The organism is Pantoea sp. y20 (assembly GCF_054903455.1).
In genome coordinates this window covers 1,070,648-1,095,672 of the sequence record NZ_CM142816.1, presented here as the reverse complement: position 1 = coordinate 1,095,672, position 25,025 = coordinate 1,070,648, and the positions used below count along the sequence as shown (strand labels likewise).

Sequence of the window (25,025 nt, the reverse complement as noted above, 5' to 3'; positions counted from 1 at the left end):
TTTTCCCCTTTTTTAAGATAACAACGTGGTGCAATTGTTTATTTATTCACCAGAAGCCTGGGCTTCATGCTTTCCATAAATCAACATCGGCTCGGATTGACCTTCAATGACTGATTCATCAATCACCACTTTTTCAACGTCATCCATCGAAGGCAGGTCGTACATAGTTTCAAGTAACGCACCTTCAACGATAGAACGCAGACCACGCGCACCGGTTTTACGTGACATCGCTTTTTTAGCGATTGCCGTTAAGGCTTCGTCGCGGAATTCCAGTTCTACGCCTTCCAGATTGAACAGCGCCTGATACTGTTTGGTCAGCGCATTCTTCGGCTCACGCAGGATCTGAATCAGCGCTTCTTCACTCAGTTCGCTCAGCGTTGCCACAACCGGCAAACGACCGATGAACTCAGGAATCAGGCCAAACTTGATCAAATCTTCTGGCTCAACCTGCGACAGCAATTCGCCTTCACTCGCCTTCTGGGATTTGCCCTTCACGGTTGCGCCGAAGCCGATGCCGGACCCGGTTTCAACACGCTGGGAAATCACCTTATCGAGACCGGCGAATGCGCCACCACAGATAAACAGAATCTTGGAGGTATCAACCTGCAAAAACTCCTGCTGCGGATGTTTACGTCCGCCCTGCGGCGGTACGGCAGCCACGGTGCCTTCAATCAGTTTCAACAGCGCTTGCTGTACGCCTTCGCCCGAGACGTCACGGGTGATAGACGGGTTGTCAGACTTACGAGAAATCTTGTCGATTTCATCAATATAGACAATGCCGCGCTGCGCTTTCTGCACGTCGTAATCACACTTCTGCAGCAGCTTCTGGATGATGTTTTCAACGTCTTCACCCACATAACCCGCTTCGGTCAGCGTGGTGGCATCCGCCATCGTGAAGGGCACATCCAGCAAGCGCGCCAGCGTTTCTGCCAACAATGTTTTACCGCTACCGGTTGGACCGATAAGCAAAATGTTACTTTTGCCCAGTTCAATACCGTTGCTGGTATCGCCATTGCGCAGGCGTTTGTAGTGGTTATACACCGCTACTGCCAGCACTTTCTTCGCCCTTTCCTGACCAATAACATAGTCATCAAGGTGATGGCGGATTTCATGCGGCGTCGGCAGTGAGCTACGCTCGCGGTGCGGCGCAACTTCCTTAATCTCTTCGCGAATGATGTCGTTGCAAAGATCAACGCACTCATCACAAATGTACACTGACGGCCCGGCAATTAGCTTACGGACTTCATGCTGGCTTTTGCCGCAGAAAGAGCAGTACAGCAACTTACCTGAACCGTCTTTGCGCTTATCTGTCATCAGCTAACCTCTTTTCTTTCTCAGACCAAATTTGTTGTACGGCGCTGGCCGTACATCAACGGCCGATATGCATTCAACCCATCTGCCTGCTACCCGTTAACTATAGCGTAAGGGGCAGACAGATGTGTCTTATTGGCGATGCGTCAGGATTGAGTCAACCAAACCGTACTCAACCGCTTCGCCCGCAGAGAGGAAACGATCGCGCTCAGTGTCGCGTTCAATCTCTTCCAGCGATTTGCCAGTGTGCTCAGCCATCAGCTCATTCATGCGCTGCTTCACTTTCAGGATTTCGCGCGCATGGATTTCGATATCCGTCGCCTGGCCCTGATAGCCGCCCAACGGCTGATGAATCATCACACGTGAATTAGGCAGGCAGAAACGTTTGCCTTTGGTGCCTGCTGTCAGCAGGAACGCACCCATTGAACAAGCCTGACCCATACAGATGGTGCTGACATCCGGCTTGATAAACTTCATTGTGTCATAAATCGACATCCCAGCAGTAATCACGCCGCCTGGCGAGTTAATGTAGAGGTAAATGTCTTTTTCAGGATTCTCAGCTTCCAGAAACAGCATCTGCGCCACGATCAGGTTAGCCATATGATCTTCAACCTGACCAGTCAGGAAGATCACACGCTCTTTGAGCAGGCGAGAGTAGATGTCGTAAGAACGCTCGCCGCGCGAGGTTTGTTCGACCACCATTGGCACCAGCGCCATGTGCGGTGCAGTAAATTCACGATCGCCACTGTATGACATTACCGTCTCCTGATAAATTTCATTGGCAACATTCTGTACCGATTTTACGTGAGGCGCGCCGGGAAAACTATGCGCTGCAGTCTCACTCCGCAGTAACAAGACGGTTAATCAGTCATTCTCACTGTTTTCATGCATTCTCCCTATATCTGGGGATGCTGCCCAGTTGTTTCAAGCATAACAACCTTTTGCCCATTCGCTAACACGGAAAAAGAGCTTAGCGAATAATTTGCCGATTAATTAAGCAAATAGAGAGCAAATCGGTGTATTTGGCGCCAGAAACGAAAAAGCCCGCGACTTTTCAGTCACGGGCTTAGCACTAACGGTTAACGAATGAATCAGGCCGCAGAGGTCTGGTTCATCAGTTCCTGGAAGTTAGTGGCTTTATCGGTCACTTTCGCTTTCGCCAGTACCGCTTCAACCGCTTGCTCTTCCAGAGCCACGTTGCGCATGTTGTTCATCAGCTCGCTATTCTTGCTGTAGAACTCGATCACTTCCTGCGGATCTTCGTACGCAGAAGCCATCTCTTCGATCAGCGTTTTAACGCGATCTTCGTCAGCCTGCAGTTCGTTGATACGAATCACTTCGCCCAACAGCAGACCCACAACGACGCGACGTTTAGCCTGCTCTTCGAACAGTTCGCGTGGCAGTTCCAGCGCTTGCTTCTCGTTGCCACCAAAACGCTGTGCAGCCTGACGACGCAGAACGTCAATTTCGCTGTCGATCAGCGCAACCGGGACGTCGATGTCGTTGGCGTTAACCAGACCGTCGATTGCCTGCGTCTTGACGCGGTTACGGATAGCACCTTTCAGCTCGCGATCCATGTTCTTACGCACTTCAGCACGCAGACCGGCAACTGAACCATCTTCCACGCCAAAGCGCTTGATGAACTCTTCAGTCAGCTCTGGCAGTTCGCGAGTTTCAACTTTCTTCAGCACGATTTCGAACTTCGCATCTTTCCCTTTCAGGTTTTCTGCATGGTAATCGTCTGGGAATTTCACGTCGATAGTGAAGGTTTCGCCGGCTTTGTGGCCAACAACGCCCTCTTCGAAGCCTGGGATCATACGGCCCTGGCCCATTGCCAGCACGAAGTCAGAGGCTTTGCCGCCTTCAAACTCTTCGCCGTCAACAGAACCGCTGAAGTCGATGGTCGCGCGATCTTCAGCTGTCGCTGCGGCATCGCTCTCTTTCCAGGTCGCCTGCTGCTTCTGCAGGGTTTCCAGCATGGTATCAACGTCAGCGTCAGTCACTTCTACCACTGGCTTCTCAACTTCGATTGCATCCAGGCCTTTCAGCTCAACTTCTGGATACACTTCGAACTCAACCGCGTAGGTGAAGTCTTCGCCTTCTTTATATTCGCCCGGCACATAGTTTGGTGCGCCAGCCGGATTGATTTTCTCTTTGATGATGGCGTCAACGAAGTTGCGCGTCATCAGCTCGCCCAGCACGTCCTGGCGAACAGAAGCACCGTAGCGCTGAGAAATGATGTGTGCCGGCACTTTGCCTTTACGGAAACCGTCGATACGGACTTTCTTAGCCACTTCCACCAGTTCTTTCTTCACTGCGCTTTCGATGCTGTCAGCTGCAACAGTAATCGAAATGCGACGGCCCAGACCCTGAGTGGTTTCTACTGAAACTGTCATCTTGTTACCTCAAAAAATCACGTGCTCGGTCAACTTCAGACACCACACATAAAATGCGCCGTATCCAACAACCGGGACGGCCTCTGCAGGCAGAACCAAATCCCTGTCACCAGAAGCGTCCCGAAGACATTCCGGAAAAATAGACGCAGCATTATAGCGGCATCGCTGGAATGAGTCGAGGCTGCAAACTCACCACTTTTTAGCGGTTTTGCTGCTTTTTTGCGCCGTAGATCGCGTTTGAGTGTAATAAATGAAAAGAAAACGGCCCGCAGGCCGTTTTTAAGGATGAGTAAAAAGGGAATTCAGGCGAGCGTTCCCGCGCCGCGACAATTCGGCGAGGCCAAAACCGTATCCTGTAATCCATCCCACTCTTTTTGCGTGTAGGTATGCAGTGCCAGCGCGTGTACGCTGCCCGCTAATTCGGTTGCCAGTTCGCCATAAATAGCGCGATGACGTTGCAGAAAGCGCTGACCGGTAAATCGATCGCTGACAATCACCACTTTAAAGTGACTTTCAGAACCGGCGGGCACGTTATGACGGTAGCTTTCATCATGCACTTCAAGATGTGCAGGCTCGAAAGCGTTACGCAACTTTTCTTCTATTTGTTCGCGAATCATGATTAACACTCCTTTCCGGCGAGCGCTGTGCCCATCTGTTTAAATATTAGTAGGTTTTTCACCGCTTCCGCAGGTTGGCCGTAAATAAATCCGCCAGCGCTGCGCATAGTAACTTGCTTATCTCTCAGGTCAACTGGCTGGCGTTTCATCCTGTCCGAAAAAAGCCTTTACAATCAATTTCCATTGGCCCGGGGCTTTTTTCACCGCTGCGCAATGCTATGATGGCCGCAGTTTTGCAAACCAACCCATATGCTAACGAGAATGAGTATGTTGAAAAAACTGTTATTCCCTCTGCTGGCTGCTTTTATTTTGGCCGGCTGTGCCAGCAACAACACCACATTGGATATTCAGCCGAAGATTCAATTACCGCAGCAAGATCCAAGCCTGATGGGCGTCACCATCAGCGTTAACGGTGCCGATCAACGTTCCGATCAGGCGCTGGCCAAAGTAAACCGCGACGGTCAGTTGATCACGCTGACACCATCACGCGATCTGCGCTTCCTGCTGCAGGAAGTGTTAGAGAAGCAGATGACGTCACGCGGCTATATGATCGGCCCAAGCGGTGCCGTTGATCTGCAGATCGTGGTGAATGGTCTGTATGCGGATGTGACTCAAGGCAACGTACGCTACAGCATTACCACCAAGGCGGATATCTCCATCATCGCCACCGCGAAAAACGGTAACAAGCAGGTGAAAAACTATCGCCAGACTTACAGCGTAGAAGGCGCGTTTACCGCCACCAACGCGAAGATCACCAACGCGGTTAACTCAACCCTGAGTGACGTGATTGCTGATATGGCGCAGGACACCAGCGTTCACAACTTCATTAAGCAGAACGCCCGCTAATTTCCGCAGTATTTTGCCCGGCGACTCTCAGCCGGGCTTCATTTCAGGTTGGCTATGACATCTCACTATCTGCGAATTTTTACCCAACGTAATGCGGCGGTATTGCTGCTGCTGGGTTTTGCCTCAGGCTTACCGCTGGCGTTAACCGCCGGGACGTTACAAGCGTGGATGACGGTAGAGAATGTTGACCTGAAAACCATCGGTTTCTTCTCCCTTGTCGGTCAGGCTTACGTGTTTAAGTTCCTGTGGTCGCCGATGATGGATCGCTATACGCCACCGTTTCTTGGCCGCCGTCGCGGCTGGCTGCTGGTCACGCAGCTGGCGCTAATTGGCGGCATTATTGCCATGGGCTTTATGCAGCCTTCGCGTGACTTAACGCTGCTGGCCGCGCTGGCGGTGCTGGTTGCCTTCTGTTCGGCTTCACAGGATATCGTGTTTGATGCCTGGAAAACCGATGTGCTGCCGCCGGAGGAGCGCGGCAGCGGCGCGGCAATCACCGTGCTGGGCTATCGTCTGGCGATGTTGATTTCAGGCGGACTGGCGCTGTGGATTGCGGATCGCTATCTCGGCTGGCAAGCCACTTACTGGCTAATGGCGTTGCTGATGGTGCCGGGCCTGATCGCCACGTTGCTGGCGAAAGAACCGGTGGCGCCGGCGCGCGAACCGCACTCGCTACGCCAGGCCGTGACATTCCCGCTGAAAGACTTCTTCCAGCGCAATAATGCCTGGCTGCTGATCACGCTGATTATCCTTTACAAGCTTGGCGATGCATTTGCCGCCTCGCTCACCACCACCTTCCTGATTCGCGGCGTCGGCTTTAGCGCGGGCGATGTCGGTCTGGTGAACAAAACGCTGGGTTTGTTGGCCACCATTATTGGTGCGCTGTATGGCGGCGTGCTGATGCAGCGCCTGAGTTTGTTCCGCGCCCTGATGATTTTTGGCGTGCTGCAAGCGGTGTCGAATTTTGCTTACTGGTTGCTGGCGGTAACGCCACCGCACTTGTGGAGCATGGCCAGCGCGGTCTTCATTGAAAACCTGTGCGGCGGCATGGGCACCGCGGCCTTTGTCGCGTTGCTGATGACATTGTGCAACAAATCCTTCTCTGCGACGCAGTTCGCACTGCTCTCTGCCCTCTCCGCCGTGGGCCGCGTTTACGTCGGTCCCGCCGCCGGTTGGCTGGTTGAAATGTGGGGCTGGCCGACCTTCTATGCTTTCACCGTGTTTGCTGGCGTACCGGGATTACTGCTGTTATGGCTGTGTCGCGGCACTTTGCATAGCATGCAGCAAAGCGGGGAGTTTGTGATGCGCAGCTTGTGGCCGCAAGGTTACCGCTGGACGGTGCGTCTGTTTAGCATCGGCTGCGGCTTGCTGGCCTTGTGGTTGCTGGCCTTAGCCCTTAACGCCAGCGGCGTTGTGCAGATTGATGCGCTACTTACGCCACTGTTTGAAGCCGGCATGGCATTTGCGCTGTTGGCGGTCGCACTCGGGGTTATTTTGGATAGTTTGGCATTAAAAAAAGCGGCGCGGGAAAATCTGGTTTGAGTAAGCCAATTTCATAACGAAATAATGGGCTAAAAATATCAGTTGCTCATTTTCCCAATAGCATTTTTTTTAAAGCGAATTAGAAACATTAAATTAACAACTGCGAGCGAATATTTAAATCCGGTGCGCAATTACTTTGTATAAAAGTCATCGCCGAAATGATGCAGAAATGTTAAATAAATGAGTATTAAGAGTACGGTTTATACTTTCCCTGATTTTTCTGCGGTTTCTACCATTGGTTTTTGTTATATTGATGCCAACTGCTTGTCGCAGTTAATAATTTGTCACCCTGCGTAACATCTGTGACACCCTTAGCAAAAGGTGTCAACAGCCTTCTGACACATCCTTAAGCTGGTTTACACTGCATAAACCTTCCCGTAAAATGCGCGCACACTTAAACGACAATAGAGCCCTTTGTCATTGAGGTCGTTAAATGAGACTCAGTAAATACAATAAAAGTTTGGGGATTTTGTCATTAATTGCAGGCGCTGTATTACTCAGTGGCTGCGATAGTGCGTTGTTAAATCCCAAAGGACAGATTGCACTGGAGCAACGTTCGTTGATTCTGACAGCTTTCGGCTTGATGATGATCGTAGTTATCCCGGCAGTCTTCATGGCAGTATTCTTTGCCTGGAAATATCGGGCAACCAATACTAACGCAACTTATAGCCCTAACTGGTCACACTCAAACAAAGTGGAAGCCGTGGTCTGGACCATTCCGATCCTGATCATTATCTTCCTCGGCGTTTTGACCTGGAAATCAACCCACGCGCTGGAGCCGAGCAAACCGCTGGTTTCTGACGTTAAACCGGTTGAGATCGACGTAGTGGCACTGGACTGGAAATGGCTGTTCATTTACCCGGAACAGGGTATTGCAACCGTCAACCAGATTGCCTTCCCGGCAAACACTCCGGTGAACTTCAAGATCACCTCCAACTCCGTGATGAACTCCTTCTTTATTCCTACTCTCGGCAGCCAGATCTATGCGATGGCCGGTATGCAGACCAAACTGCATCTGATCGCCAACGAGCCAGGAACATTTGACGGTATCTCTGCGAACTTCAGTGGTCGTGGTTTCTCTGGCATGAAGTTCAAAGCCATTGCAACTAAAGACGATGCGGAATTCCAGCAGTGGGTTGCCAAAGTTAAAGCGGCACCTAACGCGCTGAACACCATGGATGATTTCGAGAAACTGGCTACGCCAAGCGAAAATCACCCGGTGGAATATTTCTCAACGGCAAATCCAGAACTGTTCAAGCAAGTGATTGATAAGTTCATGATGAGCCACGGGAAGATGGACATGCCAGAACATAAAGGCATGGACATGAGTCACGCCGCTTCCGCGGGAGCCGAGGAATAATACGATGTTCGGAAAATTAACACTGGATGCAGTGCCATACCACGAACCCATTATCGTGGTTACGGTCGCCGCTATCATCTTAGGTGGTCTGGCGCTGGTTGCTGCGATTACCTACTTTGGTAAGTGGCAGTACCTGTGGTCAGAATGGTTCACCTCCATTGACCACAAAAAACTGGGTATCATGTACATCATCATGGCTTTCGTCATGTTGCTGCGCGGCTTTGCCGATGCGGTAATGATGCGTACCCAACAAGTGATGGCTTCCGCTGGGGAAGCCGGCATACTACCGCCGCACCACTACGACCAGATCTTCACCGCTCACGGCGTGATCATGATCTTCTTCGTGGCGATGCCGTTCGTGGTAGGTCTGATGAACATCGCGGTACCGCTGCAAATCGGTGCTCGTGACGTTGCCTTCCCGTTCCTGAACAACCTGAGCTTCTGGTTTACCGCGATCGGTGTGATCCTGGTGAACATCTCTCTGGGTGTGGGCGAGTTCGCACAGACCGGCTGGTTGGCTTATCCGCCGCTTTCGGGTGCGGAGTACAGTCCTGGCGTCGGGGTCGATTACTGGATCTGGAGTCTCCAGCTGTCCGGTATCGGTACGACACTGACCGGTATCAACTTCTTCGTTACCATTCTGAAGATGCGTGCGCCGGGCATGGACCTGTTCAAAATGCCGGTATTCACCTGGGCATCACTGTGTACTAACGTCCTGATCATCGCTGCGTTCCCGGTACTGACCGTTACGCTGGCACTGTTGACGCTTGACCGTTACCTTGGCTTCCATTTCTTCACCAATGAAATGGGCGGTAACATGATGATGTACGTCAACCTGATTTGGGTCTGGGGTCACCCGGAAGTGTACATCCTGGTTCTGCCGGTGTTTGGTGTCTTCGCTGAAGTCACGGCGACCTTCTCTAAAAAGCGTCTGTTCGGTTATACCTCTCTGGTGTGGGCGACCATCGCGATTACCGTTCTGTCGTTCATCGTTTGGCTGCACCACTTCTTCACCATGGGTGCGGGCGCGAACGTAAACGCCTTCTTCGGTATCATGACGATGATCATCGCTATCCCGACCGGCGTGAAAATCTTCAACTGGCTGTTCACCATGTATCAGGGTCGCGTTGAGTTCCACTCAGCGATGCTGTGGACCATCGGCTTCCTGGTTACCTTCTCTATTGGTGGTATGACAGGTGTTCTGCTGGCGGTTCCAGGTGCGGACTTCATTCTGCACAACAGCCTGTTCCTGATCGCCCACTTCCATAACGTGATTATCGGTGGTGTGGTGTTCGGTTGTATGGCTGGCGTGACCTACTGGTTCCCGAAAGCGTTCGGCTTCACGCTGAACGAAAAATGGGGTATCCGCGCGTTCTGGTTCTGGATCATCGGCTTCTTCGTGGCATTCATGCCGCTGTATGCGCTGGGCTTCATGGGCATGACGCGTCGTATCAGCCAGGACATCGATCCTCAGTTCCACTCACTGCTGGTGGTTGCAGCAGGCGGTGCGGCGCTGATCGCTTGCGGTATCCTGTGCCAGGTTACCCAGTTCTATGTTTCTGTACGTGATCGCGACCAGAACCGTGATCTGACCGGTGACCCGTGGGGTGGACGTACGCTGGAGTGGGCAACCTCTTCACCGCCGCCGTTCTACAACTTTGCTGTTATCCCGCATATCCATGAGCGCGATGCGTTCTGGGAAATGAAAGAGAAAGGCGAAGCGTACAAGCAGCCAGAAAAATATGAAGAAATTCATATGCCGAAAAACAGTGGCGCAGCTGTTGTTATCGCGGCTCTGATGACTGTGTTCGGTTTCGCCATGATCTGGCATATCTGGTGGCTGGCTGGCCTCACCTTCGTGGGCACCATCATCACCTGGATTGTGAAGAGCTTCGATGAAGACGTGGATTACTACGTACCGGTTGCTGAAGTCGAGCAGATCGAGAAGAAGCACTTTGACGAAATCAGCAAAGCAGGTCTGAAATAATGTCAACTGAAACTGCAAAACACCACCACGACGCCCATGCGGAGCATGGGCATCACGATGCAGGAGCCAATAAAGTCTTTGGCTTCTGGATCTACCTGATGAGTGACTGCATTATCTTCGCAACCCTGTTTGCGACCTATGCAGTTATGGTCAATAACACTGCCGGTGGCCCGGCAGGTAAAGACATCTTCGAACTGCCGTTCGTTCTGGTCGAAACCGCGCTGCTGCTGCTCAGCTCCATTACCTATGGTATGGCAGTGATTGCGATGAACAACCAGAACAAGGGCTCGGTCATCAGCTGGTTAGCGTTGACCTTCCTGTTCGGTGCTGGCTTTATCGGCATGGAAATCTATGAATTCCATCACCTGATCAAAGAAGGCTTCGGTCCTGATCGCAGCGGCTTCCTGTCAGCGTTCTTTACGCTGGTCGGCACGCACGGTCTGCACGTGACCTCTGGCCTGATCTGGATGGCAGTGATGATGTTCCAGATTTCTAAACGTGGTCTGACTGCAACCAACCGCACCCGTATCATGTGCCTGAGCTTGTTCTGGCACTTCCTGGATGTGGTTTGGATCTGCGTATTCACCGTTGTCTACCTGATGGGAGCCATGTAATGAGTCATTCTGTTAACGAACATGGCGCTTCTCACGGTAGCGTGAAGTCTTACATGATCGGCTTCGTCCTCTCTATCATCCTGACCGGTATTCCGTTCTGGATGGTCATGGATGGCGGCGCTTCACACGGCACTATTCTGGGTGTGGTTCTGGTGTGTGCGGTAGTTCAGGTGCTGGTTCACCTGGTCTACTTCCTGCACTTAGACAGCAAATCAGAAGGTGGCTGGAACATGGTGGCCATTGTCTTCTCAGCACTCATCATCTTGATTGTTGTCGTAGGCTCACTGTGGATTATGTGGAACCTCAACTACAACATGATGGCCCACTAAAGAGTCGCGTAATGATTAAGCAATACCTGCAAGTAACAAAACCAGGAATTATTTTCGGCAATTTAATTTCTGTGATCGGTGGATTCCTGCTGGCTTCGAAAGGCAGCATTGATTACACCCTGTTTCTCGCCTCGCTGGTTGGCGTATCGCTGGTTGTCGCATCAGGTTGTGTTTTCAACAACGTGATTGACCGCGATATCGACATCAAAATGGAGAGAACGCGGAACCGTGTTCTGGTCAAAGGCCTGATCTCGGCGAAAGTAAGCCTGGTTTATGCAACCGCATTGGGTATTGCTGGCTTTGCGTTGCTGTATTTCGGCGCTAACCCGCTGGCCATGTGGCTGGCGGTGATGGGCTTCGTGGTTTACGTAGGCGTTTATAGCCTCTATATGAAGCGTAACTCTGTCTACGGCACGCTGATTGGTAGTCTCTCTGGCGCTGCGCCGCCGGTGATTGGCTACTGCGCAGTGACCAACCAGTTTGATGCTGGCGCGTTGATTTTACTGGCTATCTTTAGCCTGTGGCAGATGCCGCACTCCTATGCGATTGCCATCTTCCGCTTTAAAGATTACCAGGCTGCCAACATCCCGGTTCTGCCAGTGGTGAAAGGCATCTCGGTGGCAAAAAATCATATTACGCTGTATATACTGGCGTTCATGATTGCCACGCTGATGCTGACCCTTGGCGGTTACGCGGGCTACAAATATCTGGTGGTGGCTGCGGCCGTTAGCGTGTGGTGGCTCGGGATGGCGCTTTCAGGTTACAAAACCTCAAACGATAAAGTTTGGGCGCGTAAACTGTTTGTGTTCTCGATTGTCGCTATCACCGCTCTGAGCGTGATGATGTCCGTTGATTTCATGACGCCAGCGTCGAAAGATTTACTGACTTACGTCTGGTAATTCAGCTCCGCAAAACCAGAAAGGGCGCGAATTTCGCGCCCTTTCTTTTTGTTACCACTGCTTAAGAACAAATGTTTTACCCGCCCTGCCCTGCTGCCTAAAATGGGCGCAGTATAATTTTGAGGTAAACATGAACGACAATAAAATGACGCCAGTAGAGCTTCGTGCTACATGGGGTTTAGGTACCGTTTTTTCCCTGCGCATGTTGGGAATGTTTATGGTCTTGCCGGTACTCACCACGTACGGCATGGCGTTACAGGGCGCCAGTGAAACACTGATTGGGTTCGCAATCGGTATCTATGGTTTGGCACAAGCCATCTTCCAGATTCCTTTTGGTCTGCTCTCCGATCGCGTCGGCCGAAAGCCGCTGATCGTTGGCGGGCTGCTGCTGTTCGTTTTCGGCAGCGTGATCGCCGCCACCTCCGACACCATTTGGGGCGTGATTTTAGGCCGCGCGTTACAAGGCTCCGGCGCGATTGCCGCTGCGGTAATGGCGTTGCTGTCAGATTTAACCCGTGAACAAAACCGCACCAAGGCGATGGCGTTTATCGGCATCAGCTTTGGCGTCACTTTTGCTATTGCGATGGTAGTTGGCCCGATTGTCACCCACGCACTCGGCTTGCACGCGCTGTTCTGGATGATCGCCATCCTCGCGACGCTGGGCATCGTCATCACCTTATTAGTTGTGCCGAACGCACCAAACCACGTATTGAACCGCGAATCCGGCATGGTGAAAGGCAGTATCCGCGCGGTGTTGACCAATCCAAAACTGTTAAAACTGAATATCGGCATTCTCTGCCTGCACATTCTGCTGATGTCGAGCTTCGTGGCGCTACCGGGACAGTTTGAACAAGCCGGTTTACCGGCGGCCGAGCACTGGAAAGTCTATCTGGTGACGATGCTGGTGGCCTTTGTTGCCGTGGTGCCTTTCATTATCTATGCCGAAGTGAAGCGCCGCATGAAGCGCGTGTTTGTCGGCTGCGTGGCGATCATCATCATTGCAGAAATCGTATTGTGGGGCGCGGCAGGCCACTTCTGGACGCTGGTGATTGGTGTGCAGCTGTTCTTCCTCGCCTTCAACCTGATGGAAGCGATTCTGCCATCACTGATCAGTAAAGAGTCGCCGCCGGGCTACAAAGGCACCGCGATGGGCATCTACTCCACCAGCCAGTTCATTGGTGTGGCGATTGGCGGCAGCATGGGCGGATGGATCTATGGTCATGTTGATGCCCAAACCGTGTTCCTGGTCGGTGCGATTGTCGCAGCTGCCTGGCTGTTTGTGGCGATGTCGATGCAGGAACCGCCTTACGTCAGCAGCCTGCGCATTATGCTCAGCGATGCGGTGCTGGCGGTGCCGAATCTGGAGAAGCGTTTGAAAGCGCAGCCCGGCGTGGCGTCGGTGTTTATCGTGCCAGAAGAGAAAAGTGCTTACATCAAAATCGACAGTAAAGTGACGAGCCGCGTCGAACTCGAAGCGCTGCTCGCCAGTTGCTAAATGACCAGCCCGACCATCGCGTCGGGCTTTTTGTTACAGCGACATATCCACCACGATGCGCCCTTCAATCTTGCCAGCGTGCATCCGCGCGAAGATATCGTTGATGTTAGTCAGCGGTTCTACCGCTACGGTGGCTTTCACCTTGTGACGACCGGCGAAATCCAGCGCTTCCTGCAGATCTTTGCGCGTCCCGACGATGGAACCGCGCACCGTAATGCCGTCCAACACCATATCGAAAATCGACAGATCGAATTTGCCCGGCGGCAAACCGTTCAGCACCATGGTGCCGCCACGACGCAGCGTACCAATCGCCTGTTCGAACGCTTTTGGTGAAACCGCCGTGACCAGCACGCCATGCGCACCGCCAAAACTCTCCTGGAACACCTTGGCCGGATCGACATTTTTCGCATTCGCCACCACGCTGGCACCGAGACGTTTAGCGAACGCCAGTTTCTCATCATCAATATCCACCGCCGCCACGTTCAGACCCATGGCAACCGCGTACTGCACCGCCATATGCCCTAAACCGCCAATACCGGAAATCACCACCCAATCGCCGGGTTTGGTGTCGGTCATTTTCAGCCCTTTATACACGGTGACGCCGGCACAGAGGATCGGCGCGATTTCGTTGTAATCGACGTTATCTGGAATGATGCCGACATAGTTGGCATCGGCGAGGCAGTATTCCGCGAAGCTGCCATTCACTGAGTAACCGGCATTTTGCTGCGACAGACACAGCGTTTCCCAGCTATCGAGACAGTGTTCGCAGTGACCGCACGCCGAATAGAGCCACGGCACACCGACGCGATCGCCCATTTTCAGGTGCTTAACGCCCTCGCCGAGCGCCACAACCTGGCCCACACCTTCGTGGCCCGGAATAAACGGCGGATTGGGTTTAATCGGCCAGTCGCCTTCGGCCGCGTGAAGATCGGTATGGCACACGCCGGTAGCCGCAATTTTCACTAAAATCTGCCCCGGCCCGACCTGCGGCACCGGCACCTGCTCAATCACTAACGGTTCACCAAAAGCCTTCACAACCGCGGCTTTCATGGTGGTTTTGATTTGCATATTCATCTTTCACTCTCCATTTGATCGGATGCGGACTTAGAACAGGCCCAAAGGCGCGGTGCCATAGCTAACCAGCAGATTTTTGGTTTGTTGATAGGCGCTGAGCGCCATTTTGTGCGTCTCACGGCCTACACCCGACTGCTTGTAACCGCCGAATGCCGCGTGAGCGGGATAGATGTGATAACAGTTGGTCCAGACGCGCCCGGCTTTGATGCCGCGTCCCATGCGATAAGCCAGATTGGTATCGCGCGTCCACACGCCCGCACCAAGACCGAACTGGGTTTCGTTGGCGATGGCGAGCGCTTCTGCCTCATCCTTAAAGGTGGTAACACCAATCACCGGCCCAAAAATCTCCTCCTGGAAACAGCGCATCTGGTTGGTTCCTTTGATTAAGGTCGGCTGAATGTAGAATCCATCATTCAGCTCGGTGGCCATGCTGGCGCGATCGCCACCGGTGAGAATCTGCCCGCCTTCGTCGCGTGCGATGTTGATATACGACAGGATTTTATCGAATTGCTGGCGTGAAGCCTGTGCACCAATCATGGTGTCGCTATCGAGCGGATCGCCGCGACGGATGTTCGCCACCTTGGCCATCACGCGATCCATAAAGGGTTGATAGATCGATTCATGAATCAAGGCGCGCGATGGACAGGTACAGACTTCACCCTGATTGAAGAAACCGAGTACTAAACCTTCCACCGCCTTCTCAATAAACTCGTCCTCACCATCCATCACATCAGCGAAGTAGATATTCGGCGACTTGCCGCCCAGCTCGACGGTGCAGGGAATGATGTTTTCAGCAGCGCAGGCCATAATGTGGCGCCCCACCGGCGTTGAACCGGTAAAGGCGATTTTGGCGATGCGTTTGCTGGTCGCCAGCGCTTCACCCGCTTCACGACCAAAACCCTGCACCACATTCAACACGCCAGCCGGGAACAGATCGCCAATCACCTCCATCAGCAGCGTAATACCGAGCGGCGTCTGTTCCGCCGGTTTCAGCACCACACAGTTGCCCGCCGCCAGCGCTGGCGCCAGTTTCCACGCCGCCATTAACAGCGGGAAGTTCCACGGAATGATTTGCCCAACCACGCCGAGCGGTTCATGAAAGTGATATGCCACGGTGGTTTCATCGATCTCCGCGGTGCTGCCCTCTTGCGCACGCAGGCAACCGGCGAAGTAACGGAAGTGATCCACCGCCAGCGGAAGATCGGCGTTCAGGGTTTCGCGAATCGGTTTACCATTATCCCAGCTCTCCGCTACCGCCAGTTTTTCGAGATTGGCCTCAATGCGATCCGCCACCTGCAACAGGATGTTGGCGCGATGCTGCACGCTGGTTTTTCCCCAGGCATCGGCCGCCTGATGCGCCGCATCCAACGCTAAATCGATATCGCGCGCATCCGAACGCGGGAACTGCGCGATATCGCTGCCATTCACTGGCGAGGTGTTAGTGAAGTATTGGCCGCTGAGCGGCTCGACGAATTTGCCCGCAATGTAGTTGCCGTAAATCGCCTGGAATGAAACCAAAGCGCCGGGCGTACCGGGATGTGCATAACGCATCGCAAACTCCTTTATGTAGGGTCAGATATTCTGAAGGCTCAGTCGCCTTCCAGAAAACGTGCTGTCAGAGGAGCTATTGCAGCGAGCGTGCCAGCTTTTTCATCAGACGATATTTCATTAAAAAACCAATATCATCATTAAGTTAAGAGCCGCCGCACAACATAACCTGGCTATGTTGTGCAGAAAAGTTCACCATCTGTGTTGCGTATCGCAACAGTACAGAAACCGACCCGCTACAATGTCGCAACACTTTCGCTTGGGCATGAGGTCATCAATGCAGGGAAATCCATCCGCGTCTGCCGTTAACGCCAATCCGCTGTTAAGCGACTCCTGGTTCCGTAGCCAGCTGTATGGCCTCGATCGCACCGCCGATGATTTTCCGCGTGTTCGCCAGGGTGAACTGGCCGATGTGCTTGCCAGCAATGCCGGGCTGCAGCAGTTCGCGCAGCCGGTGATCAAACAGCTGGCGCAGAAACTGGCCGAGAAGCAATCGGTGGTGATTCTGTCGGATGCCACCGGTTTGGTACTCAATACCTTTGGCGATATGCCTTCGATGGAAAAAGCCCAACGTTATGCGCTGGCGCCAGGCAATTTGTGGAGTGAATGCGGGCGCGGCACCAATGCGATTGGCACCGCGCTGGCGATTGATGATGGCTGCGAGATTCAAGGTCATCAGCACTTCCTGACGCTCAATCAAGGTTTGTACTGTGCGGCGATGCCGCTGCAAATGCCCAACGGTCAGATTGCTGGCGTGCTGGATATTTCCGGCCCGGCGCACTTCCCGCATCCGCAGACCTTTAGCTGGGTGAAAGCGGCGGCGAAACAGATCGAATATCTGTGGGTGAAGCAGAGCCTGCATCCGCAGCAATGGTTGATGAGCCTGCATCTGCAGCCGCAGGGCATCGATACCAGCGATGAACTGCTGCTGGTGTTCTCGGATAACGTCCTGACCGCCGCCAATCGTCTGGCGATGCGCGAGCTGGCGCTGAGCGTCGGGCAACTCGGCAGCGTGACCTTTCAACAACTGTTCCCGCAACAGCAGCAGCACGCCAACAGCATTCCCGCTCCGCTCGATTACGCTACGCAGCGCTACTATTTTCGCCTGCGAGCACCGCAGCGCAGCCATTTTGCCACGCCGAGCGAACCCGCCAGCGAGCTGCCTTTCTCGCTGGGGCGCGATGGCGAGAAGATGGTGCGACTGCTCAATGCCGGCGTTTCACTGTGCATTCACGGCGAAACCGGCAGCGGCAAAGAGTATGTCAGCCGCGCACTGCATCAGCAAAGCCGCTGGCGCGAAGGCAAATTCGTTGCCATTAACTGCGCGGCCATCCCCGAAGCGCTGATTGAATCTGAGCTGTTTGGCTATCAACCCGGCGCGTTCACCGGCGCGAGCAAGAATGGTTACATCGGCAAAATTCGTGAAGCGGATGGCGGCGTGCTGTTCCTTGATGAAATTGGCGATATGCCGCTGTCACTGCAAACCCGCTTGCTACGCGTGTTGCAGGAGAAAGAGGTGGCGCCGCTCGGATCCAGCCGCAGCTGGCCGGTGAATTTCGCGGTGATCAGCGCCACACACCGCGATTTGGCACAGCGCGTGGCCGAAGGTGAATTCCGCGAAGATTTACTCTATCGCCTGCAGGAATTCTCGATGACCATTCCGCCGCTGCGCGCCTGGCCGGATGTGGAAGGTTTTATCCGTCGATTATGGCTGGAGCTGGGCGGCGCGGATCGCGATATTCAGCTCTCACCTGCGCTGTTGACGGCTCTGGCGCAGCTGCCGTGGCCGGGCAACGTGCGGCAATTGCGCAGCTTGTTACGCGTGCTGTTGGCACTGGCGGATGAAGGTGAAGAAGTGACAGAGGTCCATTTACCGGCTGAGTATCGGCGTGCGGCGGTGCAGCCACAGTCCAATCGGCAGAGTCATGATAGGCGGTTGATCAGCGAAACGCTGCAGCGCTTCAATGGTAATATCAGTAAAACGGCGGAAGCCTTAGGCGTCGCGCGCAGCACGCTTTATCGTCGTGCGGCGCGCGACAAACGCGATTAGTCGCGGAAGTTTTTGAACTGGAAAGGCTGTCCGAGGTTGCCACCGCGCACCAGCGCCATCGCACCTTGCAGGTCGTCGCGTGACTTACCGGTTACGCGCAGTTCTTCACCCTGAATCTGCGTCTGCACTTTCAGCTTGCTGTCTTTAATCAGCTTCACCAGCTTTTTCGCGATATCGCTTTCGATACCTTTCTTCAGCTTGGCTTCCACCGACCAGCTTTTACCGCTGTGCACGATCTCTTCTGGCACTTCAATCGCCGCGCCTTCAATGCCACGCTTCAGCAGCTTTTCGCGCAGAATATCCACCAGCTGTTTGACCTGGAAATCAGATTCGCTGCTGAGTTTGATGGTCTCGTTCTTTTCGTTGAGCTCAATGGTTGCACTCACGTTACGGAAATCGAAACGGGTTGAGATCTCGCGGTTCGCATTCTCCACGGCATTTCGCACTTCCGACAATTCGACTTCGGAAACGATATCGAAAGATGGCATCTTTTCTTCTCCTGATACTAAAGTGACATGCATAATACGCGTCTTGTGGCGCTAATAAAACACGATACGCGGAAAGCTATACTTACCCGTAACGTGAAAACAGGAACCCGCCCACGGGGGGCAAAATGAAAATTACCGTGTTGGGGTGTGGCGCCTTAGGTCAAATTTGGCTCGCCGCTCTCGCCCGTCAGGGACATGAGGTGCAGGGCTGGTTACGTGTACCGCAGCCCTATTGCTCAGCCAACGTAGTCGATCCGCAAGGCGAGGTGAGCAATCACACCTTTATTGCCAATGATCCGCTGTTCCTCGCCGAAAGCCAGCTGTTACTGGTGACGCTCAAAGCGCCCCAGGTTTCACCTGCGGTGAAAAATCTGCAAAGCGTGCTGCCGACGCACGCGCCAATTCTGCTGCTGCATAACGGCATGGGAACGCTGGAAGAGCTGAAAGATTTGCGTCAGCCGCTGTTGCGCGGCATCACCACGCACGCGGCAATGCGCGACGGCACGGTGATTAAGCATATTGCGCACGGCATCACCCATATCGGCCCTGCTAATCGTGAGAGCGCCGCACAGAGCGATATCGCTGATATTCTGCATCAGGCGCTGCCGGATGTGGCCTGGCATGACAACATCGCCGCCGCCAGCTGGCGCAAGCTGGCAATTAACTGCGTGATCAATCCGATGACCGTCGAGCACGATTGCCAAAACGGGGCGCTGCGCGCCTGGCCGGAACAAGTCGCGCTGCTGTGCGAAGAGATCGCCTGGGTGATGGAGCGCGAAGGCCAGCACATGGCGGTGGATAATCTGCGCGACATCATTTACGACGTGATCGATAGCACCGCCGCAAATACCTCATCAATGTTGCAGGATGTGCGCGCGCAGCGTCTGACCGAAATTGATTACATCACCGGCTACCTGTTGCGTCGCGCCCGCGCGCAGGGCATTTCACTGCCGGAAAACACCCGTTTGTACGATCTGATTAAACGTAAGGAGTCCCACTATGAGCGCGAACGCATCGGTTCTGGTTTGCCTGGCACATGGAAGTGAAGAGACCGAAGCGGTCACCACTATCGATTTGCTGGTACGCGGCGGATTAAGCGTCACCACCGCCAGCGTGGAGAGCGATGGCACGCGTGAGATCGTTTGTTCGCGCGGCGTGCGGCTGCTGGCGGATGCGCCTTTGGTTGAGGTGGCAGATAACGACTACGATGCGATTGTGCTGCCCGGCGGTTTAAAAGGCGCGCAGACCTTCCGCGACAGCCCGCTGCTGGTGGAAACCGTGCGCCAGTTCCATCTCTCCAGCAAGATTGTGGCGGCGATTTGTGCCGCGCCGGGCACGGTTTTGGTCGCGCACGATCTGTTTCCCGTCGGCAATATGACCGGTTTTCCCGGCCTGCGTGACACCATCCCCGACAGCAAATGGATGGAGCGCCGCGTGGTGTGGGATCCGCGCGTTAATCTGCTGACCAGCCAGGGACCGGGCACCGCAATGGATTTTGCGTTGAAGCTGATTGATTTGCTGGTGGATAAAGAGACCGCGCGTGAAGTGGCTTCACAGCTGGTGTTGGCAGCAGGGATTTATAATTATCAGGAGTTTGAAGAGCGGTAACGTTGTTACAGCACACTGCACATGATTGTAGCGGCGTGATTAATTGCGCATTTCACTGCAACACTGATGCCGCATGAAATACGCGTGATTCATCGCGCCGCTACGGTTTATCGCTTATGGACGATAAACCTTCACGTTTTTGAAGCCCTGCTCATGCAGATAGAGCGCCTGCAGACGACTCATCACACCGCGATCGCAATACAGCAGCCAGGTTTTACTCTGGTCAAGGTCGCCAAACTGGGTGCTGAGTTTGTAGAACGCCAGAGTTTTCACTTCAACGCCTTCGACGATCAGCGGATTCGCCTCCTGCTCATCGGCCGAACGGATATCCAGCACCACGTCGTTGCTGATGAAGGAGTCAACGGTTTCAACTTCCACCACTTCTTCTTCCGTCTGCTCGGCGATTTCACGGATATCGACGTTGCTGGCTTCCTGCACCACGCGATGAAGGATCTCGAAATCGAAGTTTTGCTCTTCCGCTTCGATCTTGCCCTTCACCGCTTTAACGGTTGGGCTTTTCGAAATCACGCCGCAATATTCTGGCATGGTGCGGGCAAAATCTTCGGTGCCGATCTTACGTGCCACATCAATGATGTGCTCTTTGTCATGGGAGATCAGCGGACGCAGAATCAGCGTATCGGAGGCGTTATCGATCAAACGCAGGTTGGTCAGCGTCTGGCTGGAAACCTGGCCCAGCGCTTCGCCGGTCACCAGCGCCTGCACGCCGTAACGTTCCGCCACCATTGACGCCGCACGCACCATCATACGCTTCAGCACCACGCCCATTTGGCCGTCGTCCACTTTCTCAAGAATCTCACCGACTACCGGCTCGAAGTTGATCGCTACGAAGCGTACGCGGTGTGAGCGACCAAAGCGCTGCCACAGGTAATGTGCAACCTGGCGCACGCCAATCTCGTGTGCCGCACCGCCAAGGTTGAAGAAGCAGTAATGCACGCGGCAGCCGCGACGCATCAGCATGTAGCTCGACACGCCAGAATCAAAACCGCCGGAAATCAGTGACAGAACATCTTCCTGGGTACCAATCGGGAATCCGCCTAAGCCTTCATAGCGTGCGGTGATCAGCAACAGACGATCGTCGTCGATCTCCAGATTCACCGTTTCTTCCGGACGATTGAGCTGCACGCGCGCGCTGGCGATGTGTTGGTTAAGGCCGCCGCCAACGTAGCGTTCCACGTCCTGCGAGCTGAAGCTGTGCTTGCCGCGACGCTTGACGCGCACGCAGAAGCTTTTGCCTTCCAGACGCTCGCGGTTCAGCACCAGCGTCTGCTCGAAAATGTCGTGCATATCGGTGTAGGCGCGATCTTCCACCGCCAGCACATGGTGAATGCCCGGAATGCGCGTCAGTTCGGTGACAAGGGTCTCGCGCAGCGACTCATTCTTAGAACGCACTTCAATGTGGTCCCAATGGCGCACGACTTTGATCTCTTCATCCACGGTGCGCAGAATATTACGAATGCTACTGGAGAGAATTTTGATAAAGCGCAGACGCACCGACTGACTTTTGATGGTGATTTCTGGAAACAGCTTGACGATAAACTTCATGGCGACAGGGGTTCGTTTGGACAAATAAGTGCTAAAAGCATCGGCACTTAACTGTTAAAATCATATAATTGCGGGTTAATTCAGGAGCCCCCGCATCCGAGGCGCAAAAGTATATCACCTTTGCCGGGTGACTGCTTTAAGCAACCTTCATCACATTCATTATTTTGCTAATTAATCCTCGTCAGCTACCATGACCGATTGCAAGATGATCTCCTAACCTGTGAGTCGACACTGATTATGCCGAAAAAAGCCGAAGCGCCTGCCAGTTTTGAAAGCGCATTAGAGCAGCTGGAACAGATTGTTAGCCGCCTGGAAAGTGGCGAGCTGCCGTTAGAGCAGGCGCTGAACGAATTTGAACGCGGCGTACAATTGGCACGTACCGGTCAGCAAACCCTGCAGCAGGCAGAGCAGCGTGTGCAAATTCTGCTTAGCGATGAGAAAGATGCCGCCCTCGCCCCTTTTACCCCGGAAAATGAGTAATGGATTTTGCTAAACTGCTGAGCGCTTACCATCAACGCGTTAATCAGGCATTGACGCGCTTAATAGATCCACTTCCTTTTCAGAGTTCTCCTCTGGTGAATGCCATGGAGTATGGGGCATTATTAGGCGGTAAGCGTCTGCGTCCCTTTCTGGTGTACGCAACAGGCGAAATGCTAAAGGCCGATGCCGCCAGCCTCGATGTGCCGGCTGCGGCCGTGGAATGCATCCATGCTTATTCCCTGATTCATGACGATCTGCCGGCGATGGACGACGATGCGTTACGCCGCGGGCAGCCAACCTGCCATATTAAATATGGTGAAGACACGGCGATTCTCGCCGGCGATGCTCTGCAAACTTTGGCCTTTTCGATTCTGGCCGATCAGCCGATGCCCGGCGTCAGCGCCGACGCGCGTATTGCGATGATTTCCGAACTGGCGCAGGCCAGCGGCGTGGCAGGCATGTGCGGCGGTCAGGCACTGGATTTGGCGGCGGAAGGCAAAAGCATCGATCTGGCGCAGCTGGAACAGATTCACCGCCATAAAACCGGCGCGTTAATTCGCGTCGCGGTACGTCTTGGCGCATTAGCCGCCGGCGATCGTGGTCGCGCCGCGATGCCGCTACTGGATACCTACGCCAATGCCATCGGACTGGCGTTTCAGGTGCAGGATGACATCCTCGATGTGGTCGGCGATACCGCCGTATTAGGAAAAACACAGGGCGCGGATCAGGCATTGGGTAAAAGCACCTATCCTTCATTGATGGGGCTGGAAAATGCCCGCAGTAAAGCCTGGGATCTTTATCAAGAGGCGCTCGGCGCGCTCGATATTCTGGCGGCACAGTCTTACAACACACTCGCCTTACAAGCGCTGGCAAGCTTCATAATTGAACGCGATAAATAACTTTCATAATGAGTCTCTGATGAGTTTTGATATTGCAAAATACCCGACACTGGCGTTAGCCAACACGGTTCAGGAATTACGTTTATTACCGAAAGAAAAACTTCCGGAGCTGTGTGACGAACTGCGTCAGTATCTGCTGGATAGCGTGAGCCGATCTTCCGGCCACTTTGCATCGGGTCTGGGCGTCGTCGAGCTAACAGTGGCGCTGCATTATGTTTATAACACCCCCTTTGATCATCTGGTGTGGGACGTAGGCCATCAGGCCTATCCGCATAAAATCCTGACCGGACGCCGCGATCGTATCGGCACCATCCGCCAGAAAAATGGCCTGCATCCGTTCCCGTGGCGCGGTGAGAGTGAGTACGACGTGCTGAGCGTAGGTCACTCCTCCACCTCGATCAGCGCCGGGCTTGGCATGGCGGTTGCCGCCGAACGTGAAGGCAAAGGCCGTCGCACCGCCTGTATTATTGGCGATGGCGCGATCACCGCCGGCATGGCGTTTGAAGCCATGAACCACGCCGGTGACATCAAGCCGGACATGCTGGTGATCCTCAACGACAACGAGATGTCGATCTCCGAGAACGTGGGCGCACTCAACAATCGTCTGGCACAGATTCTCTCCGGGAAAACCTATTCACGCCTGCGCGAAGGCGGCAAGCGTGTATTGGGCGGTTTGCCGCCGATTAAAGAGCTGGTGAAGCGCACAGAAGAGCACCTGAAAGGCATGGTGGTGCCGGGTACGCTGTTTGAAGAGCTGGGCTTTAACTACATCGGCCCGGTAGATGGTCACGACGTGCTGACGCTGGTGAGCACGCTGAAGAACATGCGCGATCTGAAAGGTCCGCAGTTCCTGCACATCATGACCAAAAAGGGCAAAGGTTATGCCCCTGCGGAAGAAGATCCGATTACCTGGCATGCGGTACCGAAGTTCGATCCCGCCAGCCTGGCGCTGCCGAAAAGCGTGCCGGGCTTACCAAGCTACTCGAAGATTTTCGGCAACTGGCTGAGCGAAATGGCGGCTGACGATCCGCGCCTGATGGCGGTCACGCCAGCGATGCGCGAAGGCTCGGGCATGGTGAGCTACTCACGCGACTATCCGCAGCAATATTTTGATGTGGCGATTGCCGAGCAGCACGCGGTAACGTTCGCGGCGGGTATGGCGATTGGTGGTTACAAACCGGTTGTGGCGATCTACTCGACCTTCCTGCAGCGCGCCTACGATCAGCTGATCCACGATGTCGCCATCCAGAAATTGCCGGTGCTGTTTGCTATCGATCGCGGCGGTATTGTCGGCGCGGATGGTCAAACTCATCAGGGCGCATTTGATATCGCGTTCTTACGCTGCGTGCCAGAGATGGTGATCATGACGCCAAGCGATGAAAACGAATGTCGTCTGATGCTTTACACCGGATATCACTATCAGGATGGCCCAAGTGCGGTGCGTTACCCGCGCGGTACCGGCACCGGCGCAACGCTGGAACCGCTGGCTAGCTTGCCGCTGGGCAAAGGTATCGTGAAGCGTCGCGGCGAAAAGCTGGCGATCCTTAACTTCGGTACTTTGCTGCCAGAAGCCGCTGCCGCTGCGGAAGCGCTAAATGCCACGCTGGTAGATATGCGTTTTGTGAAGCCACTCGATGAAGCACTGATTGCCGAGCTGGCGGCCAGCCACGATTCGCTGGTTACGCTGGAAGAAGGCGCCATCAAAGGCGGCGCCGGCAGCGGCGTCAATGAGTACGTGATGGCAAAACGCCTGCGCGTGCCGGTGCTCAACCTCGGCCTGCCGGATGAGTTCATCCCACAAGGCACGCAGGAAGAAGTACGTCAGGATTATCAGCTGGATGCCGCCGGTATTCAGCAGCAAATCACTGACTGGCTCGCCCAGTAATCTGCCCGACTCGCTCACCGCCCGGTGAGCGAGC

Annotated in this window: 22 protein-coding genes; 14 read left to right on the top strand and 8 right to left on the bottom strand. The window is 54.0% G+C overall.

Annotated features, from left to right (window positions below):
* Positions 1-42 precede the first annotated feature (42 nt).
* From clpX to bolA, 4 genes are all read right to left on the bottom strand, one after another.
* Positions 43-1,314 carry an ATP-dependent protease ATP-binding subunit ClpX gene (clpX, locus tag ACYAC5_RS04970; RefSeq protein WP_008103932.1) on the bottom strand — a complete coding sequence of 424 codons (1,272 nt, stop codon included), beginning with the start codon at positions 1,312-1,314 and terminating at the stop codon, positions 43-45.
* A gap of 129 nt (positions 1,315-1,443) precedes the next feature.
* Positions 1,444-2,067: an ATP-dependent Clp endopeptidase proteolytic subunit ClpP gene (gene clpP / locus ACYAC5_RS04965; protein ID WP_007886971.1), complete on the bottom strand. Its 624-nt coding sequence runs from the start codon at positions 2,065-2,067 to the stop codon at positions 1,444-1,446.
* Between the two features lie 335 nt (positions 2,068-2,402).
* Positions 2,403-3,707, bottom strand: coding sequence for a trigger factor (gene tig, locus ACYAC5_RS04960; protein WP_008103935.1), 1,305 nt, complete (start codon positions 3,705-3,707; stop codon positions 2,403-2,405).
* Positions 3,708-4,009: 302 nt separating this feature from the next.
* Positions 4,010-4,324 carry a transcriptional regulator BolA gene (gene bolA, locus ACYAC5_RS04955; RefSeq protein WP_008103937.1) on the bottom strand — a complete coding sequence of 105 codons (315 nt, stop codon included), beginning with the start codon at positions 4,322-4,324 and terminating at the stop codon, positions 4,010-4,012.
* Positions 4,325-4,591: 267 nt separating this feature from the next.
* Between bolA and ACYAC5_RS04950 the strand changes: the two genes are divergently transcribed.
* The 8 genes from ACYAC5_RS04950 to ACYAC5_RS04915 all read left to right on the top strand — a co-directional run bounded on the left by ACYAC5_RS04950 (position 4,592) and on the right by ACYAC5_RS04915 (position 13,396).
* Entirely contained in the window at positions 4,592-5,170 is a 579-nt protein-coding gene (locus tag ACYAC5_RS04950; RefSeq protein ID WP_007886975.1) for a lipoprotein, read from the top strand.
* A gap of 54 nt (positions 5,171-5,224) precedes the next feature.
* Positions 5,225-6,712 (top strand): muropeptide MFS transporter AmpG, encoded by a 1,488-nt coding sequence (ampG, locus tag ACYAC5_RS04945; protein ID WP_280172524.1) that lies wholly within the window; start codon positions 5,225-5,227, stop codon positions 6,710-6,712.
* A gap of 433 nt (positions 6,713-7,145) precedes the next feature.
* A complete protein-coding gene (gene cyoA, locus ACYAC5_RS04940) occupies positions 7,146-8,072 on the top strand; it encodes a cytochrome o ubiquinol oxidase subunit II (protein ID WP_101762426.1) in 927 nt (308 codons plus the stop codon).
* A gap of 4 nt (positions 8,073-8,076) precedes the next feature.
* Positions 8,077-10,059, top strand: a complete 1,983-nt coding sequence (gene cyoB, locus ACYAC5_RS04935; RefSeq protein WP_101762427.1) for a cytochrome o ubiquinol oxidase subunit I — start codon at positions 8,077-8,079, stop codon at positions 10,057-10,059.
* On the top strand, positions 10,059-10,673 hold the full coding sequence (locus ACYAC5_RS04930) for a cytochrome o ubiquinol oxidase subunit III (protein ID WP_007886985.1): 615 nt from the start codon (positions 10,059-10,061) through the stop codon (positions 10,671-10,673). Before cyoB ends, ACYAC5_RS04930 begins: the two co-directional genes overlap by 1 nt.
* On the top strand, positions 10,673-11,002 hold the full coding sequence (locus ACYAC5_RS04925; RefSeq protein WP_007886986.1) for a cytochrome o ubiquinol oxidase subunit IV: 330 nt from the start codon (positions 10,673-10,675) through the stop codon (positions 11,000-11,002). The genes ACYAC5_RS04930 and ACYAC5_RS04925 overlap by 1 nt, the downstream gene beginning before the upstream one ends.
* 11 nt (positions 11,003-11,013) lie before the next feature.
* Positions 11,014-11,901 (top strand): heme o synthase, encoded by an 888-nt coding sequence (gene cyoE / locus ACYAC5_RS04920; RefSeq protein WP_008103945.1) that lies wholly within the window; start codon positions 11,014-11,016, stop codon positions 11,899-11,901.
* A gap of 130 nt (positions 11,902-12,031) precedes the next feature.
* The gene (locus ACYAC5_RS04915) at positions 12,032-13,396 is read left to right on the top strand and encodes an MFS transporter (protein WP_192236709.1); all 1,365 of its coding nucleotides are present in this window, start codon (positions 12,032-12,034) and stop codon (positions 13,394-13,396) included.
* A gap of 33 nt (positions 13,397-13,429) precedes the next feature.
* On the opposite strand, the gene adhP is transcribed toward ACYAC5_RS04915, so the two are convergent.
* Together adhP and exaC are read right to left on the bottom strand one after the other, a co-directional pair.
* The gene (adhP, locus tag ACYAC5_RS04910) at positions 13,430-14,470 is read right to left on the bottom strand and encodes an alcohol dehydrogenase AdhP (RefSeq protein ID WP_137385269.1); all 1,041 of its coding nucleotides are present in this window, start codon (positions 14,468-14,470) and stop codon (positions 13,430-13,432) included.
* A 30-nt stretch (positions 14,471-14,500) separates the two neighbouring features.
* Entirely contained in the window at positions 14,501-16,021 is a 1,521-nt protein-coding gene (gene exaC / locus ACYAC5_RS04905; RefSeq protein ID WP_110867746.1) for an acetaldehyde dehydrogenase ExaC, read from the bottom strand.
* 274 nt (positions 16,022-16,295) lie between these two features.
* Here exaC and ACYAC5_RS04900 point away from each other — a divergent pair, with 274 nt between their 5' ends.
* Positions 16,296-18,068, top strand: a complete 1,773-nt coding sequence (locus tag ACYAC5_RS04900) for a sigma-54-dependent Fis family transcriptional regulator (RefSeq protein ID WP_462062496.1) — start codon at positions 16,296-16,298, stop codon at positions 18,066-18,068.
* On the opposite strand, the gene ACYAC5_RS04895 is transcribed toward ACYAC5_RS04900, so the two are convergent.
* Entirely contained in the window at positions 18,065-18,556 is a 492-nt protein-coding gene (locus ACYAC5_RS04895; RefSeq protein WP_101762432.1) for a YajQ family cyclic di-GMP-binding protein, read from the bottom strand. The two genes, ACYAC5_RS04900 and ACYAC5_RS04895, sit on opposite strands and share 4 nt — an antisense overlap.
* Positions 18,557-18,681: 125 nt before the next feature.
* Here ACYAC5_RS04895 and panE point away from each other — a divergent pair, with 125 nt between their 5' ends.
* The gene (panE, locus tag ACYAC5_RS04890) at positions 18,682-19,602 is read left to right on the top strand and encodes a 2-dehydropantoate 2-reductase (protein WP_222210813.1); all 921 of its coding nucleotides are present in this window, start codon (positions 18,682-18,684) and stop codon (positions 19,600-19,602) included.
* Entirely contained in the window at positions 19,556-20,164 is a 609-nt protein-coding gene (yajL, locus tag ACYAC5_RS04885) for a protein deglycase YajL (RefSeq protein ID WP_137385266.1), read from the top strand. Before panE ends, yajL begins: the two co-directional genes overlap by 47 nt.
* A gap of 114 nt (positions 20,165-20,278) precedes the next feature.
* On the opposite strand, the gene thiI is transcribed toward yajL, so the two are convergent.
* Positions 20,279-21,727, bottom strand: coding sequence for a tRNA uracil 4-sulfurtransferase ThiI (gene thiI, locus ACYAC5_RS04880; protein ID WP_110867750.1), 1,449 nt, complete (start codon positions 21,725-21,727; stop codon positions 20,279-20,281).
* Positions 21,728-21,964: 237 nt separating this feature from the next.
* On the opposite strand from thiI, the gene xseB reads away from it, so the two are divergent.
* The 3 genes from xseB to dxs are packed head-to-tail and all read left to right on the top strand — an operon-like array spanning position 21,965 to position 24,991.
* Positions 21,965-22,207, top strand: coding sequence for an exodeoxyribonuclease VII small subunit (gene xseB / locus ACYAC5_RS04875; RefSeq protein WP_101762436.1), 243 nt, complete (start codon positions 21,965-21,967; stop codon positions 22,205-22,207).
* Positions 22,207-23,106 (top strand): (2E,6E)-farnesyl diphosphate synthase, encoded by a 900-nt coding sequence (gene ispA / locus ACYAC5_RS04870; RefSeq protein WP_192414019.1) that lies wholly within the window; start codon positions 22,207-22,209, stop codon positions 23,104-23,106. Before xseB ends, ispA begins: the two co-directional genes overlap by 1 nt.
* A gap of 19 nt (positions 23,107-23,125) precedes the next feature.
* Complete coding sequence (gene dxs, locus ACYAC5_RS04865; RefSeq protein WP_101762438.1) at positions 23,126-24,991, top strand: 1-deoxy-D-xylulose-5-phosphate synthase; 1,866 nt, start codon at positions 23,126-23,128, stop codon at positions 24,989-24,991.
* Positions 24,992-25,025 lie beyond the last annotated feature (34 nt).

Bases quoted from the DNA above. Each gene is read 5' to 3' on its own strand.
- yajL (WP_137385266.1), top strand. From the start codon at position 19,556: ATGAGCGCGAACGCATCGGTTCTGGTTTGCCTGGCACATGGAAGTGAA.
- cyoE (WP_008103945.1), top strand. From the start codon at position 11,014: ATGATTAAGCAATACCTGCAAGTAACAAAACCAGGAATTATTTTCGGC.
- panE (WP_222210813.1), top strand. From the start codon at position 18,682: ATGAAAATTACCGTGTTGGGGTGTGGCGCCTTAGGTCAAATTTGGCTC.
- clpP (WP_007886971.1), bottom strand. From the start codon at position 2,067: ATGTCATACAGTGGCGATCGTGAATTTACTGCACCGCACATGGCGCTG.
- cyoA (WP_101762426.1), top strand. From the start codon at position 7,146: ATGAGACTCAGTAAATACAATAAAAGTTTGGGGATTTTGTCATTAATT.
- ACYAC5_RS04895 (WP_101762432.1), bottom strand. From the start codon at position 18,556: ATGCCATCTTTCGATATCGTTTCCGAAGTCGAATTGTCGGAAGTGCGA.
- ACYAC5_RS04900 (WP_462062496.1), top strand. From the start codon at position 16,296: ATGCAGGGAAATCCATCCGCGTCTGCCGTTAACGCCAATCCGCTGTTA.
- dxs (WP_101762438.1), top strand. From the start codon at position 23,126: ATGAGTTTTGATATTGCAAAATACCCGACACTGGCGTTAGCCAACACG.
- clpX (WP_008103932.1), bottom strand. From the start codon at position 1,314: ATGACAGATAAGCGCAAAGACGGTTCAGGTAAGTTGCTGTACTGCTCT.
- adhP (WP_137385269.1), bottom strand. From the start codon at position 14,470: ATGAATATGCAAATCAAAACCACCATGAAAGCCGCGGTTGTGAAGGCT.
- exaC (WP_110867746.1), bottom strand. From the start codon at position 16,021: ATGCGTTATGCACATCCCGGTACGCCCGGCGCTTTGGTTTCATTCCAG.
- bolA (WP_008103937.1), bottom strand. From the start codon at position 4,324: ATGATTCGCGAACAAATAGAAGAAAAGTTGCGTAACGCTTTCGAGCCT.
- thiI (WP_110867750.1), bottom strand. From the start codon at position 21,727: ATGAAGTTTATCGTCAAGCTGTTTCCAGAAATCACCATCAAAAGTCAG.
- tig (WP_008103935.1), bottom strand. From the start codon at position 3,707: ATGACAGTTTCAGTAGAAACCACTCAGGGTCTGGGCCGTCGCATTTCG.
- ACYAC5_RS04915 (WP_192236709.1), top strand. From the start codon at position 12,032: ATGAACGACAATAAAATGACGCCAGTAGAGCTTCGTGCTACATGGGGT.
- cyoB (WP_101762427.1), top strand. From the start codon at position 8,077: ATGTTCGGAAAATTAACACTGGATGCAGTGCCATACCACGAACCCATT.
- ACYAC5_RS04950 (WP_007886975.1), top strand. From the start codon at position 4,592: ATGTTGAAAAAACTGTTATTCCCTCTGCTGGCTGCTTTTATTTTGGCC.
- ispA (WP_192414019.1), top strand. From the start codon at position 22,207: ATGGATTTTGCTAAACTGCTGAGCGCTTACCATCAACGCGTTAATCAG.
- ampG (WP_280172524.1), top strand. From the start codon at position 5,225: ATGACATCTCACTATCTGCGAATTTTTACCCAACGTAATGCGGCGGTA.
- ACYAC5_RS04930 (WP_007886985.1), top strand. From the start codon at position 10,059: ATGTCAACTGAAACTGCAAAACACCACCACGACGCCCATGCGGAGCAT.
- ACYAC5_RS04925 (WP_007886986.1), top strand. From the start codon at position 10,673: ATGAGTCATTCTGTTAACGAACATGGCGCTTCTCACGGTAGCGTGAAG.
- xseB (WP_101762436.1), top strand. From the start codon at position 21,965: ATGCCGAAAAAAGCCGAAGCGCCTGCCAGTTTTGAAAGCGCATTAGAG.